This window comes from Actinoplanes sp. G11-F43 (genome assembly GCF_050589265.1).
In the GTDB taxonomy this organism is placed as follows: Bacteria; Actinomycetota; Actinomycetes; order Mycobacteriales; family Micromonosporaceae; genus Actinoplanes.
On sequence record NZ_JBNZCE010000017.1, the window covers coordinates 356,088 to 372,118 of the forward strand.

The window sequence follows — 16,031 nt, forward strand, 5'->3', positions numbered from 1 at the left end:
AACGCCGATTGGGACACCAGGTAAGGCGGAATGATACTCAGTGACATTCGACCCTGGACAACTCCGGTGAGAATAATTCTCGGCTTTCGAGAGAGCGCGATCTCGCAGCGTGAACAAGCGATTCCGCTCCGTCGTCATCAGTGCGTAATGTGCGGTGAATGACCGTCCGGCCGAACCGATCGGGGGATGCCGGAATACCACTCGGACCCTTTCGGGCGACACCTGGTGGGGAGCGCTCCCATTTCCGAATTCCCTGCTCGGGTGACACTCGATGCCCGATTACGCGCGATGATCGGCGGGCCCCGGCACCACTCCGGGCGAGGTTGGCACGATCATCCGGCCCCTCCGGCACCCGGGTTCCGGGATGCGGATGAACATCCCAGAAAGCGAGACAAAACGATCATCGGTGGGACGCCCCGCGCCCACCTGGTGGACGCCGGTGTGTGCACGAGCACACCCCGGACGGCGCCCGGTGACCGTCAGCGACCGCGGCTGGTGGCCATGGAGAGGGCCCGGTGCAGCACCCGGGCGTCACCCAGCATGCCGCGCAACCGGCGCTCCAGACCCGCGATCGGCACCAGGTTCTGCGGCGCCCGGGGATCCTTGTAGGCCGACGAGGCGAACCGCGGCAGCGTCGCCACCGAGACGTCGGCCAGCTCCACCGCCTGCTCCGCGGACAGCTCCGGAGAACACTCCACCCGCACGATGCCCGACCACGGCGCGCCCGACGACCCGGGCAACCTCAGATACCACGACCAGCCGCCCCACACCGTCCCCAGATGGAAGACCGGGGTCCGCTGGCCCGGCCGCAACCGGGGCACCACCGCCTCCTGCGCGGCCGGCAGGTAGTGCTTCTGCTGGGTCTTCACATAACCGATGGTGCGTGGCAGCTGGCGCCGGTTACGCAGCGGCCCGTCCACGATCAACAGGTCGGCGCCGTCGGATCCGCCGTCCCGGGCGGCCGCCGAGATCTCGATCTCCAGGGCGGTCAGCGGGCCCTGGACCGCGGCCGGGAGCTTGCTGGCCTCCCCGGTGCCGCTGATCCGGTGCACCTCGTAGCGCACCGACCCGGCCTGCACATCGGTCGCCGACGGGCTGGCCGTGAACAGGCCCCGGGCCACCCGGGCGCCGACCAGCTCGGCGGCGCCCCGGGCCAGATCACACCGGACCACGCCGGCCGCGTACGACGCGGCCAGCCCCGGATAGGTGGTGCCGTCCTCCTCGGCGGTCCACAGCCCGGCGTCGTTACGCCGCACCCCGTCGACCAGGAACACCACATCCGGGGCGACGGCCGTCCGGGACACGTCGATCGGCGCCCACTCAGTGGCCGGCACCTCCACCTCGACGTCGACCTGGGCGCTGCTGGACGAAGCGGGACCGTCGCCGCCCTCACCGCCCTCGAAGGACGAGCCGTAGGACGGGTCCCAGGCGTCGACGAACATCCTGGTCACAGGCCGACCCTCTCGACGTGGGCGGTACGGGCGTCCTTGTGCACCTCGAACCGGACCGGCACCCGCTCGGCCAGCGCGTGCACGTGGGTGACCAGGCCGACCATCCGGTCGCCGCGGGCCGCCAGATTCTCCAGAGTGGCCGCGACCACGTCCAGGGTCGCCGCGTCCAGGGTGCCGAAGCCCTCGTCCAGGACGATCGACTCCAGGCTGGCCGCGGTGGTGCTCATCCCGGCCAGCTGCTCGGACAGGGCCAGCGCCAGGGCCAGCGAGGCCTGGAACGTCTCACCGCCGGACAGCGTCCGCACCCCGCGCCGCAGCCCGGCGTCGTGGTGGTCGATGACGAAGAACTCGCCCTTCTCGTGCATCAGTTCGTACTGCCCGCCGGTCAGCTCCCGCAGGATCCGGGAGGCGCCGTCCACCAGCAGATCGAGCGCCTCCTCCAGCAGCCAGCGCTCGAAGTTGTTGGCCCGCAGGTGCCCGGCCAGCGACTTCGCCACCCGCCCCGCCCGCAGCAGCGCGGCCCGCTGCTCCAGCGCGGCCCGTGCCTGCTCACGCCGCTCGACCAGCCGCTGCCAGGCCGCCTCGGCCCGCTCGGCGATGATCGCGGCGGACCGCACCAGCGACGACTCGTCCTTCTCCGCGACCGGGACACCGGCCTCGGTGAACAGCAGCACGATCGCGTCCACGGCTCGCACCGTCGACTCGTGGGCGGCCAGCACGGCGGCCTCGGCCTCGTCCCGCCGCGACCGGCGGTCGGAGTGTTCCCCCGCCGCCCATTCGACCAGGGATCGCCAGGCGCCGGCCAGGTCGTCCCGGTCGGCCGGCGGCGGAGCGAAGCGGGCCAGCCCGTCCCGGACCTTGTCGAACTGCCGCCACGCGGTGCGCTGCCGCTCCTCCGCGTCCCGGACCACCGTCTGCGCCCGGCGCTGGCCCTCCCGGGCGGCGCGCACCGCCGTCCCGGCGTCCTCCAGCCGGCGCTGCAGCTCACCCATCTCGGTCAGGCGCCGCTGCAGCACGTCCGCGCCGGGCAGGCCCTCGATCGTCTTGCGGACCTCGGCGAGCCGGGAGAGGTGATGCTCGTACTGCCCGCGTTTGCGTTCCAGGTCGAACGCCGCGTCCCGGGCGATCGCGTCCCGCTCCCGCCACCGGGCCTGGGCCGTCTCGGCCTCCTCACGGGCCACGTTGCCGGCCTGCTCGGCCAGCCGGACCGCGGACTCCCGCGGCACCTCGGGCACCACCGCGACGGTCTGCTCGCAGACCGGGCAGGCGTCACCGGCGGCCAGATGGCCGCGCAGGGCGGTCGCCCGGTCCCGCTGCTGGGCGTCCCGGTAGTCCTGCCGGGCCTGCTCCAGCAGCTGCTGCGCGCCGGTGTGGTGGGCGTGCGCGAGCTCGGCGGCGGCCTGGGTGTCCCGGAACTCGACCTCGGCCACCGACACCTTCCCGGCGAACCACTCCTCCTGCTCGATCAGCCGGGCCAGCTCGGTGTGCCGGTCCAGCGCCACCCGCAGCCGGCCGGGGTCACCGGCCGCGGCCAGCTCCCCGCGCACCTTCTCCTCGGCCTCCTCCGCGGCGTGCACGCCCACCGCGGCCCGGTCGGCGGCCTCCCGCGCCGCGGCGACCGCCCCGGCCGACTCGGACAACCCCGCCGGGGTACGCACCGCGCCCAGCGCCGCCAGCTCGGCGTCGATCGCGTCCCGTGTCCCGGCCGCGCTCTCCTCGGCGGCGCGGGCGGCACGCAGCCCCGGCACCGCGGCCTCCACCGCCACGGTGAGTTCGCGCATCCGGGCCAGGTGCGCCCCGGCGCCGGCGACCGCCTCGTCGGTGGCGTCCTCCAGCGCGCCGATCTGCTGCTCGACCACGCTCAGCTGGGCGTCGGCGGTCTTGCTCCGCTCGGCGGCCCGGGTCTGCACGTCCTCGTAGACGTGCAGGCCCAGCAGGTTGACCAGGATCTGCTGGCGGGTGGCCGGTTTGGCGTGCAGGAAGTCGGCGAACTGGCCCTGCGGCAGCACCACACAACTGGTGAACTGCTCATAGGGCAGGCCGACCGCGTCGAGCACCGCGGCGTCCATCTCGGCCGGGGTGCCGGCCAGCGCCTCACCCAGGTCCTCCAGGTCCATGCCGGTGTCGAGCTTGGTGACGTCGAAACCGGGCGGCATCAGCTGCAACCCGGCACCGGCCGTCTTCACGTTGCCCCGGCCGTCCCGGCGCACCACCCGGGTCGCCACGAACCGGTCACCGGCCGACTCGAACACCAGGCGCACCCGGGCCTCGGCGGCGGACGGGGCGAGCGCGTTGCCGATCCCGCGGGCCCCACCCCAGCGCGGGACGGTTCCGTAGAGGGCGAAACAGATCGCGTCGAGCACCGTGGACTTGCCCGAACCGGTCGGGCCGACCAGGGCGAAGTAGTCGGCGTCGGTGAAGTCCACGGTGGTCTGGTCGCGGAAGACCGTGAACCCGGCCATGTCGAGCCTCAGTGGCCTCATTTGTCGCTGCTCACCTCGTCGTACAGCTCGTCGAAGAGTTCACGGACGCCCTCCTCGGCATTGCCGCGACTGTCCAGATAGTCACCGAAGAGCTGGCGCGGGGACCGGCCGGCCCGCTCGGCGCCGCGGGTGCTGCTCCGGCTCGGCAGCATGTCGGGATCGATGCGCACCTCCAGGGCGTTGGGCAGAAGCTCCTGCACGTCCTCCCGGAGGCCCGGCCGCGGCACCTCCCGCACCAGGACACGCAGCCAGGCGTCCGGAAGGTTCACCGTGGCGAGCTGCTCCAGGGTGCCGCGCACGGTCCGCAGCGTCAGCGCCGTCGTCACCGGGATCTCCCGGACGTGCGCCGCCCTGTCCACCGCCACGTCCACGATCGAGACCGAGCTGACGTTCTCCTCCTCGCCGAAGTCGATGGCGAGCGGACTGCCCGAATAGCGGGTGGGGCAGGGCGAGATCACCGATTGGGTACGGTGCAGGTGGCCCAGCGCCACGTAGTGCGCGTTCGGCGGGAAGACGGTGGCGGGCACCGCGTACCCCATGATGGTGTGCGCCTCCCGCTCTCCCCCGCCGGTGCTCGCGCCGACGATCGTCAGATGCGCGGTGAGCAGGTTGACCGCCCCCGGCTCGGCGAACCGCTCGCTCAGCTTGGCGATCAGGCGGGCGACCAGGTCGGCGTAGGTCTGGTTGGCCTCGGCGGCGGTCAGCTCGTACATCTCGGCGGCCCGGATCGCATAACGCTGGGAGAGGAACGGCAGAGCCACCAGCCGCCACCGCTCGCCACCCTCGGTCACACCCTCGATCAGAAGATCATTCAGATCACCCTTGGGGTACGACCCACGAAGCTCGATGCCGGCCGCGTCGGCCCACGGGCGCAGCGCGTCCAGCGCGGCGCCGTTGTCGTGGTTGCCGCCGATCGCCACCACCCGGGCACCGGTCTTGCGCAGCGCGGACAGGGCCCGGGTCACCAGCCGGGTCGCCTCGGCCGTCGGGGCCGCCGTGTCGTACAGATCGCCGGCGACGATCACCAGGTCCGGACGCTCGGCGCGGGCGATCTCGACAACCTGGGCGAGGACCTTGATGTGCTCCTCGTTGCGGTTGCGGCCCTTGAGAACCTTGCCGACATGCCAGTCGGAGGTGTGCAGGATGCGCATCGCTGAACCTTAGTCTCCAGTCCGGCCGGTCAGAACGGGATGTCGTCGTCCGTGGCGCCGTGTCCGCCGACCACCGCGAACGGGTCGGCGCCCTGCACTATCGACCGGTGTGTCCCGGCCGGCGGCGGGCCGGACTCCGACTTGCGGGTGGCCCAGGCCGGGAACGGGAACTCGACACAGAGCGGCACCGGGATGTCCGGCTGATTGACGAACATCGTGCCCGGGCGGGCCAGCAGCGCCCGCTGGCGCATGGCGGGGGGCAGGAAACCGTACTCCGGGCGGGACGCCTCGGCCGGGTCCAGCCGGCCGACCACCCGGATCGCCGAGTTGGTGACGATCCGCCGCTCCACCTCGCTGGCCGTCTGCTGCGCGCCGATCAGGATCACCCCGAGCGAACGGCCCCGCTCGGCGATGTCCAGCAGCACCTCCTTGATCGGGGAGGAGCCCTCGCGCGGGGCGTACTTGTTCAGCTCGTCGAGGACCACGAAGAGCAGCGGGCGGCCGGTGCCCGCCTTCTCCTTCTCCTCGAACTCGGTCTTCAGCGTCACACCCACCACGAACCGCTGCGCGCGGTCCGGCAGGTTGTGCAGGTCGACCACGGTGACCTGGGCGCTGTCCGCGGTCTTGATCTGGTGCGGGCGGCGCTGCGCGAGGTCGCCGCGGATCAGCCGGGACAGGTCGCGCTTGCTGTTGATCAGGCGGCGGGCGAAGGCGTTGACGGTGCCCATGTTGACCGCGCTGCCGGCCCAGGTGGACCGGGTGTCGTCGTCGGTGAGCTGCTCCACGACGTGATCCACCAGGTCCTGATAGGAGCCGATCCGCTTGCCGTCGATGCTGACGCCGCCCTCGGCCGGGACCGCGAACCGGTTCAGATGGGCGGTCACCGAGTGCACCACCATGGTGTACTGCTGTCGCTCGTCGTCGGCGTCGGCGAACACGTACGGCAGGAGCTTCAGCTCGCAGAACTCGGCCAGCGTCCAGTAGAACGAGTCGACCCCGGTGAGCCGGCCGGCCACATCCGGCGCGCCCGAGGTGTCCCCGGCACGCGGCGGCGCGTAGACCCGGACGTCGGCGAACGGGGTGGCCGGCAGGCCCAGCTCCTTGTAACGGGCGACGGTGTCCTCGTCCAGCTTCGTGTTCGGGTGGTCGAGGAAGAGCAGGTCCTCACCCTTGACGTTGAAGATCAGGGCGCGGGCGTTCGGCCCGTCCGCGCCGAGCTGGCCGGACCGGAACACCGAGTAGAGCAGGAACGTCGCGAAACTCGTCTTGGTCGCCACCCCGGAGATGCCGGAGATCGACACGTGCGCGCCGCGGGTGCCGTCCAGGAAGTCGGCGTTGAGGAACACCGGCACCCCGTCGCGCCCGGTGCCCATCGGGATCCGCCGCTCCATCCGGTCGAAGTGCAGCGCCGCGTCCCGCGCGTCACCGGAGGCCCGGTGCACCACCGCGCCGGGGGCCGGCGGCACATACAGCTCCGGATCGACCCGCGTCGTGGTGATCTCGGCCGCCTCCTGCACCATCGCGGGCAGGGTGCCGTCGGCGATGGCGAACACGTCCGAGTCGAACTGGGCGCCCTCGTGCCGTGCGCGCACCTGGGTGACCACCCCGGCGATCGTCACCGGCTCACGGTCCGGCAGATCACGCCGGGTCACCACGACGTCGTCGAGCTGGAGGTAGCTCCCCGGGGTGACAGCCGTCCAGAACTGGAGCGGGGTGGCATCCGCGGTACCGAGCACCCGCCCGACGGGGGAAGTTTCGTCAGACACGGGGATCATGTTGCCTCAGAGGTACGACAAAATGCCCGCGGGCCCGGTTGTCCACAACTTGTGGGGTCCATCCACAGAGTTATGCACAAGATCTTGTCCGGATAACGGAGGCGCGCCCTGATTCGAACCGATCGGCACCGATCGGCCAATGACCGGGTGACGGGACACCCCACCGCAGGAAAGGGCGCCATGATCCCAGCGGCCACACTCATCCCGGACCACGAGATCATCCTCGGTTCCCGGGACGATCCCGAACGGTTCGGCTCGATCTTCGACCGGCACGCCGACACGATCCACCGCTATCTGGCCCGGCGCGCCGGGCGCGCCCTCGCCGACGACCTCACCGCCGAGACGTTCCTGATCGCCTTCCGCAACCGGACCCGGTACGACCGGGCCCACCCGGACGCCCTCCCCTGGCTGTACGGGATAGCCGCCAACCTGCTCCGCGGCCACCAGCGCACCGAACTGCGGCAGTACCGGGCACTCGCCCGCACCGGCGTCGACCCCGCGACCGGATGCCCGGCCGACCGGGTCGCCGCCCGGGTGACCGCCGCCGACCACGTCCGGGCACTTGCCGCCGTACTGGCGCGGCTCCCGGTCCGGGAACGTGAGGTGCTCACCCTGATCAGCCAGGCGCAACTCAGCTACCCCGAGGTGGCCCGCGCCCTGGACATCCCGGTCGGCACCGTCCGGTCCCGCCTGCACAGCGCCCGGCAGCAGATCCGCCGCGCCCTGGGCGACCTCCCGGACCTCGACCTCGACCTCGACCTCGCGAACGGAGCCGAAGCGTGAACGATCTGGACCTGATGGAACGGTTCCGCGCCGGAACCGAACCGATGTCGCCGGCCGCCCGCGCCCGCGCCCGGGCCGGCATGTTCGCCCCAGAGAAGCCCCGGCCCACCGGGCGCTGGACGTGGCGGCTCGCCCCGGTCGGCGCGCTGGCCGCCGCCGCCACGATCGCGGCGGTCACGGTGAGCCGGCCCGCCGAGCCGGCGCCGACGGCGCGGAGCGTACTGCTGCTCGCCGCCGCCGAGGCCCGGCGGGAGACGGCGCTGCCGGCCCGGCCGGACCAGTTCGTCTACGTGGAGTCGTACATCGAATACCACTCCACTATCACGAACGCGGACGGCTCCGAGACGATCGAACCGCTGGTGCCGAAACACCGGGAGATCTGGCAGTCGGCCGACGGCACCCGGGACGGCCTGCTCCGGCAGCGCCCGCGGGATCCCGGCATCCCGAACCCCGACCCGGAGATGGCCAACTCACCGATCTCGGTCTGTCAGGGAGTCGAGCCCGGCGAGGCCTGCCCGGTCCGGCCGGCCTATCCGCGGGACCTGCCGGCCGACGCCGCGGCGATGCGGGCCCACCTGGACCGGGCCTACACCGGTGGACAGCCGGCCGACCGGGGCGTCTTCGTGGCGGCCACCGATCTGCTCACCGAGGTCTACGTCCCGCCGGCGGTGCAGGCGGCGATCTTCGAGGCGCTGGCCACGGTGCCCGGAGCCCAGGTGCAGGAGGGGGGCACCGACCTGGCCGGCCGCCCGGGCATCGCCGTCGGTCACGTGCTGGACGGAGCCCGCTACGACCTGATCTTCGACGCTGGCGACTATCACTACCTGGGCAAACGGGAAGTGCTGGTGGAGGCGTACCGGGATGTGCCGGCGGGCACCGTGAACGGGCAGAGCGCACGGATCCGGGTCGCCGTGGTGGACCGGCCCGGGGATCGGCCCTAGGCCGGATCGGCGGGGCCGCTCCGGGCGTACCGCAGGAAGAGCATGTCCTCGCGGGTCAGCGCGTGCCGTAGCGACATCCGCCGGGGTGGCGCCGGCGGTCCGTGGGCGATCCGGCCCGCCGTGCCGCCGGCCAGCAGCGGGGCGACGGTGAGGCACAGCTCGTCGACCAGGTCGGCGGCGATCATCGCGCCGAGCAGGCCCGGCCCGCCCTCGCAGAGCAGCTGGGTCGCGCCGCGCCGGTGCAGCAGCCGGACCCCGGCGGCCAGATCGACCCGGTCGGCACCGAGCGCGACCACCTCGGCCACCCCGCGGACCGGGGCGCCGGCCGGCGCGCCGTGATGGGTCAGCACGATCGGCCGGATCGGCGCGTCGGCGAAGACCAGCTGCTCCGGGTCCAGATCCAGGGAGCCGGAGACGATCACCATGAGCGGGAACTCGGGCAGCCCGTGCGCCACCCGCCAGGCCCTCGCCGGCGCGGTCGGGCGCAGCGCGTCGTACCCCTCGGCGCGGATCGTGCCGGCCGCCACGATCAAGGCGTCGCAGACCGTCCGCAGGGTGTCGAAGACCTCCTTGTCGCCGGGGCCCTGCAAGCCGCCGGAGAGGCCGTCGACGGAGACCGCGCCGTCCGCGCTGGCGATGAAGTTGACCCGCAGCACCGGCCGGTCCCGCCGGGGATAGCGGGCGGCCAGCTCGTCGAGGCCGGTGGGCAGCTCGGGCAGTCCGGTCACGGGCCGGGTGGGCCGGTCACCGGCGGGGTCGGCTCGGGCTTGCGGTGCTGGCAGTCGCACCACGATCCACCCCGGCAGTCGTCGTGCCGCCGCTCCCGGCACGGGTCACAGATCATGCCTCGACCCTAACCCGAATGCTGGGAAGCTGATCCACTCCTCGGGAGGAGGCCGGTGTCCGACACCCGACCTCCGGGCCATCCGTACGATGCCGGCCCATACCCTGAACTTGAGATTCCGGGCATATCGCGACAGCTTGACGGCCGGGACACGGCTGTGCAACGGGTCCGAAACGCCAGGTCGGCAGGGTGTTGAAGATGGGACGGCGCCACCGGCCGTCGCGACGGGAGGAGTTACATGTTGCTGCGGGTTCGAATCACCCTGCCGGACCGTCCCGGTGCGCTCGGGCAGGTCGCGCGCACCCTCGGCGTGGCCGGCGCCGACATCGTCCAGGTCGTGGTGCTGGAGCGGCTGGGCGGCCGGGCGGTCGACGACTTCACCGTGGTGTGGCCCGGCGCCTCCCGGGTCGAGCGCCTCCTCGCCGGGCTCGCCGCCATCCCCGGCGTGCAGGTCGACGGGGTGTGGAAGGCGATAGGAGCACCGGTCAACGGCGGCCACGACGCCGAACTGCTCGCCCAGGTCGCCGCGAACCCGGTGGACGGCCTGGCCACCCTGGTCGACGCGGTCCCCGGGCTGCTCGCCGCCGACTGGGCCGCCGCCGCCGTGGTGCCGGCCGACTGGGCCACCCGCAGCAGCGCCGCCGGCGTCGGCAGCGAGCCCAGGGTGGTGTACGCGAGCTGGCGTGCCCCGTCCCCGCTGCACCTGCCCGAGGTCACCCCGCTGCGGGCCCGCCCGATGGCCGAGCCCGGCGGCGACCGGTTCGCGGTGGCCCCGTTCGGCCGGGGCGGCCTGGTGCTGGTGGTGGCCCGGACCGACGAGGACGACCTGCCCGCCGCCGCCTTCCACATCACCGAGGTGGACCGGGTCGCCCAGCTGGTCCGGGCCGCCGCGGTCATCCTCGGCGACCGGCTGGACACCGTCACCACGCCCGCGGCGGTTCCGCAGGTGTGATCGTCGTAACGCCATAAGCCCAGCTCAGGCAATAGGTCTGCAACAACGGCAGGGCACTCTGGAAGGACGAGGAAAGGAGTGCCCCGAATGGCGTTGTGGCGTGTCCGGGCCACGGTCGACGACCGCCCCGGTTACCTCTCGGTGCTGACCGCGAGCCTGGCTCTGCGGTCGGTCAACATCCTCGCCGTCCAGGTGCACACCACCGAGGAGGGCGCGGTCGACGACTTCCTGGTGGACGCACCCGACGCGCTCACCGAGGCCGATCTGCTGGCCGCGGTCGCCAAGGGCCGGGGTCACGACGCGTTCGTGACCCGGGCCGACCCGCAGGCACTGGCCGACCAGCCGACCCGGGCGCTCGCCCTGGCCGGCCGGCTGGTGCACGAGCCGGACGCCCTCGGCGAGGTGCTGGTCGCCCTGCTCGACGCCACCGAGGTCCGCTGGCGGCCGGAGTCGGCCGGCGACCGGCCCGGGTTCCACGGTGGCCGGATGACCCTGGCCGACCCGGCCGGCGGCTCCCTGGAGGTGCTCCGGGCGCTGCCCGGGTTCACCCCCGCCGAGTTCGCCCGCGCCCAGGCCCTGGTCGAGGTCGCCGCCACAGTCCAGCGCCGGCACCGCGACCAGGTCGCCATGCTCCTGCCGGACGGCAGCGAGGTGGTGCTCCGCCCGGCCGCCCTCGACGATCTGGCCGCCGTCCGCGAGTTCCACGACGAGTGCTCGCCCGCCGCTCTGCGCCAGCGGTTCCCCGGCGGGCTGCCCGCCGACACCCGGCTGCGCCGCCTGCTGGAGCCGGCCGGCGGGATGACCCTGCTGGCCGTCGCCCCCGGCGGCGCCGTGGTCGCGATGGCCAGCCTGCTGGCCGAGGGCGACCTGGGCGAGCTGCGGGTCCTGGTCACCGACGACTGGCAGCGGCGCGGGCTCGGCACCGCCCTGCTCCGCAGGTTGCGGTCGCACGCCGCGAAAGCCGGGATGGCCGCCCTGGTCGCCCACACCGGCGCCGGAAACGCGGGCATGCTGCGCACGCTGCGGCGGGTCGGCGCCGGCCCGATCGAACGAGACGGAGCGATGGTGACGGTGACGGTGCGAGCGGCGGCCCACCCGGTCGGCGAGGAGACTCCCGCCCCCTCGGCGTGAGCCGACCACCCCCACAAAGCACGCCGGTCCCGGCCGTGCCCACTTCCGGCACAACCCGCACCGCAAAGCAGTCGGCGTGGGCGTGTGGCCACCTCCGGCGCAATCCGCACCGCAAAGGACCACACACCGCCGTCGACACAACCGCGTGGCCACCTCCGGCGCGATCCGCACCGCAAAGGACCACACACCGCCGTCGACACAACCGCGTGGCCACCTCCGGCGCGATCCGCACCGCAAAGGACCACACACCGCGGTCGGCACAACCGTGTGGCGACTTTCGGTGCGAATCGCGCCGCGGGGCACGAGGGTTCAGGCTCGGCGGGTGCCGTGCTCCACGCACGTCGCGGCCCAGCCGGCCGGAAAGACCTGCACCTTCATCCGGCGGCGGCAGTCCGGGCAGAAACGCGGCGGCTCCAGCTCCCGGGCCGCCGCGCACGCCGAGTGATCGCCCTCCACGGACGGCAGGCCGCACCGGTCGCAGTACATCACCCTGCCACCGGCCGCTTCCCCCGAGCCGGTCGTGGCCCGCCGGATCGCCGAGGTGTCATCAGAAGGTCGCCGACAGGGACTTGACCGGCATCTTCAGGTCCTTCAGCAGCTCCAGGTCGGCGGTGGCGGGGCGACCCAGCGTGGTCAGATAGTTGCCGACGATCATCGCGTTGATGCCGCCGAGCAGACCCTCGCGGGTGCCCAGGTCGCCGAGGGTGATCTCGCGGCCTCCGGCGTACCGCAGAATGGTCCTCGGCATCGCCAGCCGGAAGGCGGCGATGGCGCGCAAGGCGTCGCGGCCCTCGACGACCGGCAGGTCCCCGAACGGTGTGCCGGGGCGGGGCGACAGGAAGTTCAGTGGAACCTCGTGCGGGTCCAGCTCGGCCAGCTGGGCGGCGAACTCGGCCCGCTGCTCGATCGTCTCGCCCATGCCGAGGATGCCGCCGCAGCAGACCTCCATGCCGGACTCGCGGACCATCGTCAGCGTCTCCCAGCGCTCCTCGAACGAGTGGGTGGTAACCACGTTCGGGAAGTACGACCGGCAGGTCTCCAGGTTGTGGTTGTACCGGTGGACGCCCATGTCGACCAGCTCATCGACCTGCTCCTTGGTGAGCATGCCGAGGCTGGCGGCGACCTGGATGTCCACCGCCTCCTTGATCGCCTTCACTCCGGCGCGCATCTGCTCCATCAGCCGCTTGTCCGGTCCACGGACGGCGGCGACGATGCAGAACTCGCTCGCCCCGGTGGCCGCGGTCTGTTTCGCGGCCTCCACGAGGGAGGGAATGTCGAGCCACACCGCCCGGACGGGGGATGCGAAAAGCCCCGACTGCGAGCAGAAATGACAGTCCTCGGGACAACCACCGGTCTTCAGCGAGACGATGCCCTCGACCTCGACTTCCGGACCGCACCACTTCATCCGGACGTCGTGCGCCAGTTGGAGCAGCTCCGGCAGGTCCTCGTCGGGCAGACGCAGCACCTCCAGGATGTCCGCCTCACCGAGGCCGGCACCGTCGTCGAGCACCCGGGCACGGGCCCGGTCGAGGATCTCTGGCATGCCCGTACCCTACAGAGTTCCCGGCCTGACCAGACTGTCGGAGCTGGGTGATAGTTTCCGTTCGCGTGATCACAGGGGGCGTCTTGGCGGACTGGTTGGAGGAGCTCGACCGTCTGGCCCGTGAGCGGGCCAAGGCGGGGCTCACCCGTCAGTTGCGGCCGCGATCCGGTGCCGACACCGTGGTCGATCTGGCCGGGAACGATTATCTCGGCCTGTCCGGTCACCCCCGGGTGACCGAGGCGGCACGGCAGGCGATCGCGACGTACGGGCTGGGCGCCACCGGTTCCCGCCTGGTCCGCGGATCGACGGACGCGCACACGGCTCTGGAGTCCGCGCTGGCCGGCTGGACCGGCACCGAGTCGGCCCTGGTGTTCTCGTCCGGCTACCTGGCCAACCTGGCCGTCGTCCGGGCCGTCGCCGCGGTCTGTGACCTGGTCGTGTCGGACGCCTACAACCACGCCTCACTGATCGACGGCTGCAAGATCTCCGGATTGCCGGTCCGGGTGAGCCCGCACAACGATCCGGCCGCGGTCGCCGACCTGCTCGACGCACACCCGGGCCGGGCCGTGGTGATCACCGAGTCGGTCTTCTCGGTCGACGGCGATCTCGCCCCGCTGGCCGACCTGCACGCGGTCACGTCGGCCCGCGGCGCCCTGCTGATCGTCGACGACGCGCACGCGCTGGGCCTGCTCGGACCGTCCGGCGCCGGCGGGGTGGCGGCGGCCGGGCTGGCCGGCGCCCCCGACGTGATCGTCACCGCGACGCTGTCCAAGTCGCTCGGTGGCGCCGGCGGTGTGGTGGCCGGGCCGGCGGTGTTCGTCAGGCACCTGGTCGACACCGGCCGCACCTTCATCTACGACACCGCCCCGCCGCCGGCCGTGGTGGCCGGTGTGCTCGCCGCCGTCGACGTGGCCCGGTCGGCCGACGACCGGCGGGCCGTGCTGTTCGCCCGGGGCGCCCGGATCGCCGCCCGGCTGCGCGAGGCCGGCCTGGTCACCCGTGATCCGGCGGCCGGTGTGCTGTCGGTGCCGGCGCCCGGCCCGGAGGCCGCCGTCGCCTGGGCCGCCGACTGCCGCGACAGCGGGGTGGCGGTCGGCTGTTTCCGGCCACCGTCGACTCCGGACGGCAGTTCGCGCTTGCGTCTGACCGTCAACGCGGGCGTCTCCGAGGAGGACTTCGCCCGAGCCCTGTCCGTGATCCTGGAGTGCGCACCGTGACCACCGATCCCCCGCAGGCGTCCCCCCGCCGGCACCTGTCCGTCGTTCCGCCACCCCCGCGGACCGATCCTGATCTCCCCTCGGCACCGGATTCCGGGCGCCCACCCCGCGGTCTCCCTCCCCACCGGGACACCGGCTTCCCGACCTGGCCGGTCTCCGGGCACGGGTTCCCCTCCCCGCCGCCCACCGATCGCGGTCTCGCCCGTGGACCGGCCGGCGGGCGCGGGCTTCCGCCCCGGGCAGATCTCGGAACCGGCGTTGCGCCCCGGGCGGAACCCGGGGCGGGCATGCCGCCCAGGGCCGGGCGTGGTCTTCTCCGCCAGCACGCCGAGCCGGTGCCGCCGTCCCGGCCGAACGAGTCGGATCCCCCGTCGCGACGACACGAACCGCACGACGCCCGGCCGGTGACATCGTTCCCGCCGGGGCCGGGATCGGGTCATCACACCGAGCCGCCGCTTCCCCCGCCGCCGCATCCGGTTCGTCGTGGTGGCGGTCATGGACTGCCGGTCGCCGCCGCGCCGGTGCGCCGGGCCGGAGCCGATCCGCTGCAGGCGCACGGAGGCGGGCACACGATGGAGCCGCCGCCCGTACCGCCGCCGGTGGTGGTGGGAAACGCCGCCCCGGACCGCCCGGAGGCGGACCGCGAACCGCACCGCACACCGCCGCTGGTTCACACCGGATCAGCCGTGCCGGACAACAGCGAAATGCCGGAGGACGGCGAGACGGGGGCCGGCGCCCGCGAGCCGGACGACGCGCTGACGCCGGCCCGGGCACGAACACCGGGTGACCCGGAGGCGACGGGACAGGCGAGCCCGGAGGAGTGGACACCGGGCGAAGAGCAACGGACACCCGGAAGCGGAGAACGGCCACCGGCCGCGGAGGAACGAGCACCGGGCAGCGGAGAACGAGAACCCGGCGGTGAGGGACGGGCAGCCGCGGACGACGACGCCGACGGTGAGCGCACGCCCGGTGGGAAGCCCGCGGCCGAGGAGAAGCGGGCGCCCCGGGACCACGGTGAGTGGCACGGGATCGTGCTGGTCACCGGCACCGACACCGAGGTCGGCAAGACCATCGCCACCGCGGCCATGGCCGTCGTCGCTCAGCAGGCCGGGCTCCGGGTGGCGGTGATCAAGCCGGGGCAGACCGGTATCGCCACCGGGGCGCCGACCGACGCCGAGGTGGTGACCCGGCTGGCCGGGCCGGAGACGGTGCGGACGCTCGCCGAGTACCCGGAGCCGCTGGCGCCGCTGGCCGCCGCGAAGGTGGCCGGGATGCCGGCGCTGGATCTGTTCGATGTGGTCGACGCGATCCGGGCCGAGGCGGAGAAACACGATCTGGTGCTGGTGGAGGGCGCGGGCGGGCTGCTGGTGCCGATGGGCCTGCGGCCGTCCGGTGAGCCGTGGACGTTCGCCGATCTGGCGACCACGCTGGGCGCCAACATGATCGTGGTGGCGCGCGCCGGTCTGGGTACGCTGAATCACACCGCCCTCACCCTGGAAGCCCTGAACCGCCGGGCCGTGCCAGCCCGGGTGATCCTCGGCGCCTGGCCGGCCGAGCCCGAGCTGGTCCACTGGGCGAACCTGGGTGAGCTGGTCCCGCACCTGGTCGGGGCGTTGCCGGCGGGTGCCGGATCGATGGATCCGGGGGTCTTCCGGCGGTCCGCGCCGGGCTGGCTGACCCCGGCGTTGCACGGCGTGCTGGACAATTGGCGCGTCTGGGCGGAGGAGGCGGGATAGACCGACACCCGGCACAATTGCCGT

13 protein-coding genes are annotated in these 16,031 nt (G+C 73.1%); 7 read left to right on the plus strand and 6 right to left on the minus strand.

The annotated features are described in order from the left end of the window. Positions 1–479: 479 nt before the first annotated feature. Genes ACQ0O7_RS20415 through ACQ0O7_RS20430 form a run of 4 tightly spaced genes read right to left on the minus strand, consistent with a single transcriptional unit; the run spans position 480 to position 6,860 of the window. Positions 480–1,451 carry a hypothetical protein gene (locus tag ACQ0O7_RS20415; protein WP_430783724.1) on the minus strand — a complete coding sequence of 324 codons (972 nt, stop codon included), beginning with the start codon at positions 1,449–1,451 and terminating at the stop codon, positions 480–482. Then, a complete protein-coding gene (locus ACQ0O7_RS20420) occupies positions 1,448–3,934 on the minus strand; it encodes an AAA family ATPase (protein WP_430783725.1) in 2,487 nt (828 codons plus the stop codon). Before ACQ0O7_RS20420 ends, ACQ0O7_RS20415 begins: the two co-directional genes overlap by 4 nt. Beyond that, the gene (locus ACQ0O7_RS20425; RefSeq protein ID WP_430783726.1) at positions 3,931–5,085 is read right to left on the minus strand and encodes an exonuclease SbcCD subunit D; all 1,155 of its coding nucleotides are present in this window, start codon (positions 5,083–5,085) and stop codon (positions 3,931–3,933) included. The genes ACQ0O7_RS20420 and ACQ0O7_RS20425 overlap by 4 nt, the downstream gene beginning before the upstream one ends. 29 nt (positions 5,086–5,114) lie before the next feature. Next, positions 5,115–6,860, minus strand: coding sequence for an ATP-binding protein (locus tag ACQ0O7_RS20430; protein WP_430783727.1), 1,746 nt, complete (start codon positions 6,858–6,860; stop codon positions 5,115–5,117). 180 nt (positions 6,861–7,040) lie between these two features. Between ACQ0O7_RS20430 and ACQ0O7_RS20435 the strand changes: the two genes are divergently transcribed. Beyond that, positions 7,041–7,643, plus strand: coding sequence for an RNA polymerase sigma factor (locus ACQ0O7_RS20435; protein ID WP_430783728.1), 603 nt, complete (start codon positions 7,041–7,043; stop codon positions 7,641–7,643). Next, positions 7,640–8,584, plus strand: coding sequence for a CU044_5270 family protein (locus ACQ0O7_RS20440; RefSeq protein WP_430783729.1), 945 nt, complete (start codon positions 7,640–7,642; stop codon positions 8,582–8,584). The genes ACQ0O7_RS20435 and ACQ0O7_RS20440 overlap by 4 nt, the downstream gene beginning before the upstream one ends. Here the strand turns inward: ACQ0O7_RS20440 and ACQ0O7_RS20445 are convergent. Continuing rightward, entirely contained in the window at positions 8,581–9,375 is a 795-nt protein-coding gene (locus ACQ0O7_RS20445; RefSeq protein ID WP_430783730.1) for a pyrimidine reductase family protein, read from the minus strand. The genes ACQ0O7_RS20440 and ACQ0O7_RS20445 overlap by 4 nt on opposite strands. A 291-nt stretch (positions 9,376–9,666) precedes the next feature. Between ACQ0O7_RS20445 and ACQ0O7_RS20450 the strand changes: the two genes are divergently transcribed. The 3 genes from ACQ0O7_RS20450 to ACQ0O7_RS20460 all read left to right on the plus strand — a co-directional run bounded on the left by ACQ0O7_RS20450 (position 9,667) and on the right by ACQ0O7_RS20460 (position 11,956). Beyond that, complete coding sequence (locus ACQ0O7_RS20450) at positions 9,667–10,380, plus strand: amino acid-binding protein (protein WP_430783731.1); 714 nt, start codon at positions 9,667–9,669, stop codon at positions 10,378–10,380. Between the two features lie 87 nt (positions 10,381–10,467). Then, positions 10,468–11,511: a GNAT family N-acetyltransferase gene (locus ACQ0O7_RS20455; protein ID WP_430783732.1), complete on the plus strand. Its 1,044-nt coding sequence runs from the start codon at positions 10,468–10,470 to the stop codon at positions 11,509–11,511. A gap of 322 nt (positions 11,512–11,833) precedes the next feature. Next, positions 11,834–11,956: a hypothetical protein gene (locus ACQ0O7_RS20460; RefSeq protein WP_430784026.1), complete on the plus strand. Its 123-nt coding sequence runs from the start codon at positions 11,834–11,836 to the stop codon at positions 11,954–11,956. A 102-nt stretch (positions 11,957–12,058) separates the two neighbouring features. Here ACQ0O7_RS20460 and bioB read toward each other — a convergent pair whose 3' ends face one another. Continuing rightward, positions 12,059–13,054, minus strand: coding sequence for a biotin synthase BioB (gene bioB / locus ACQ0O7_RS20465; protein ID WP_430783733.1), 996 nt, complete (start codon positions 13,052–13,054; stop codon positions 12,059–12,061). A gap of 83 nt (positions 13,055–13,137) precedes the next feature. On the opposite strand from bioB, the gene ACQ0O7_RS20470 reads away from it, so the two are divergent. Beyond that, positions 13,138–14,271, plus strand: a complete 1,134-nt coding sequence (locus tag ACQ0O7_RS20470) for an 8-amino-7-oxononanoate synthase (protein ID WP_430783734.1) — start codon at positions 13,138–13,140, stop codon at positions 14,269–14,271. Positions 14,272–15,299: 1,028 nt separating this feature from the next. Then, the gene (gene bioD, locus ACQ0O7_RS20475; RefSeq protein WP_430784010.1) at positions 15,300–16,007 is read left to right on the plus strand and encodes a dethiobiotin synthase; all 708 of its coding nucleotides are present in this window, start codon (positions 15,300–15,302) and stop codon (positions 16,005–16,007) included. Positions 16,008–16,031: the final 24 nt, after the last annotated feature.

Excerpts from the sequence above, each read along its gene's own strand:
- ACQ0O7_RS20420 (WP_430783725.1), bottom strand. The coding sequence starts at position 3,934 with ATGAGGCCACTGAGGCTCGACATGGCCGGGTTCACGGTCTTCCGCGAC.
- ACQ0O7_RS20425 (WP_430783726.1), bottom strand. The coding sequence starts at position 5,085 with ATGCGCATCCTGCACACCTCCGACTGGCATGTCGGCAAGGTTCTCAAG.
- ACQ0O7_RS20430 (WP_430783727.1), bottom strand. The coding sequence starts at position 6,860 with ATGATCCCCGTGTCTGACGAAACTTCCCCCGTCGGGCGGGTGCTCGGT.
- ACQ0O7_RS20435 (WP_430783728.1), top strand. The coding sequence starts at position 7,041 with ATGATCCCAGCGGCCACACTCATCCCGGACCACGAGATCATCCTCGGT.
- ACQ0O7_RS20450 (WP_430783731.1), top strand. The coding sequence starts at position 9,667 with ATGTTGCTGCGGGTTCGAATCACCCTGCCGGACCGTCCCGGTGCGCTC.
- ACQ0O7_RS20455 (WP_430783732.1), top strand. The coding sequence starts at position 10,468 with ATGGCGTTGTGGCGTGTCCGGGCCACGGTCGACGACCGCCCCGGTTAC.
- bioB (WP_430783733.1), bottom strand. The coding sequence starts at position 13,054 with ATGCCAGAGATCCTCGACCGGGCCCGTGCCCGGGTGCTCGACGACGGT.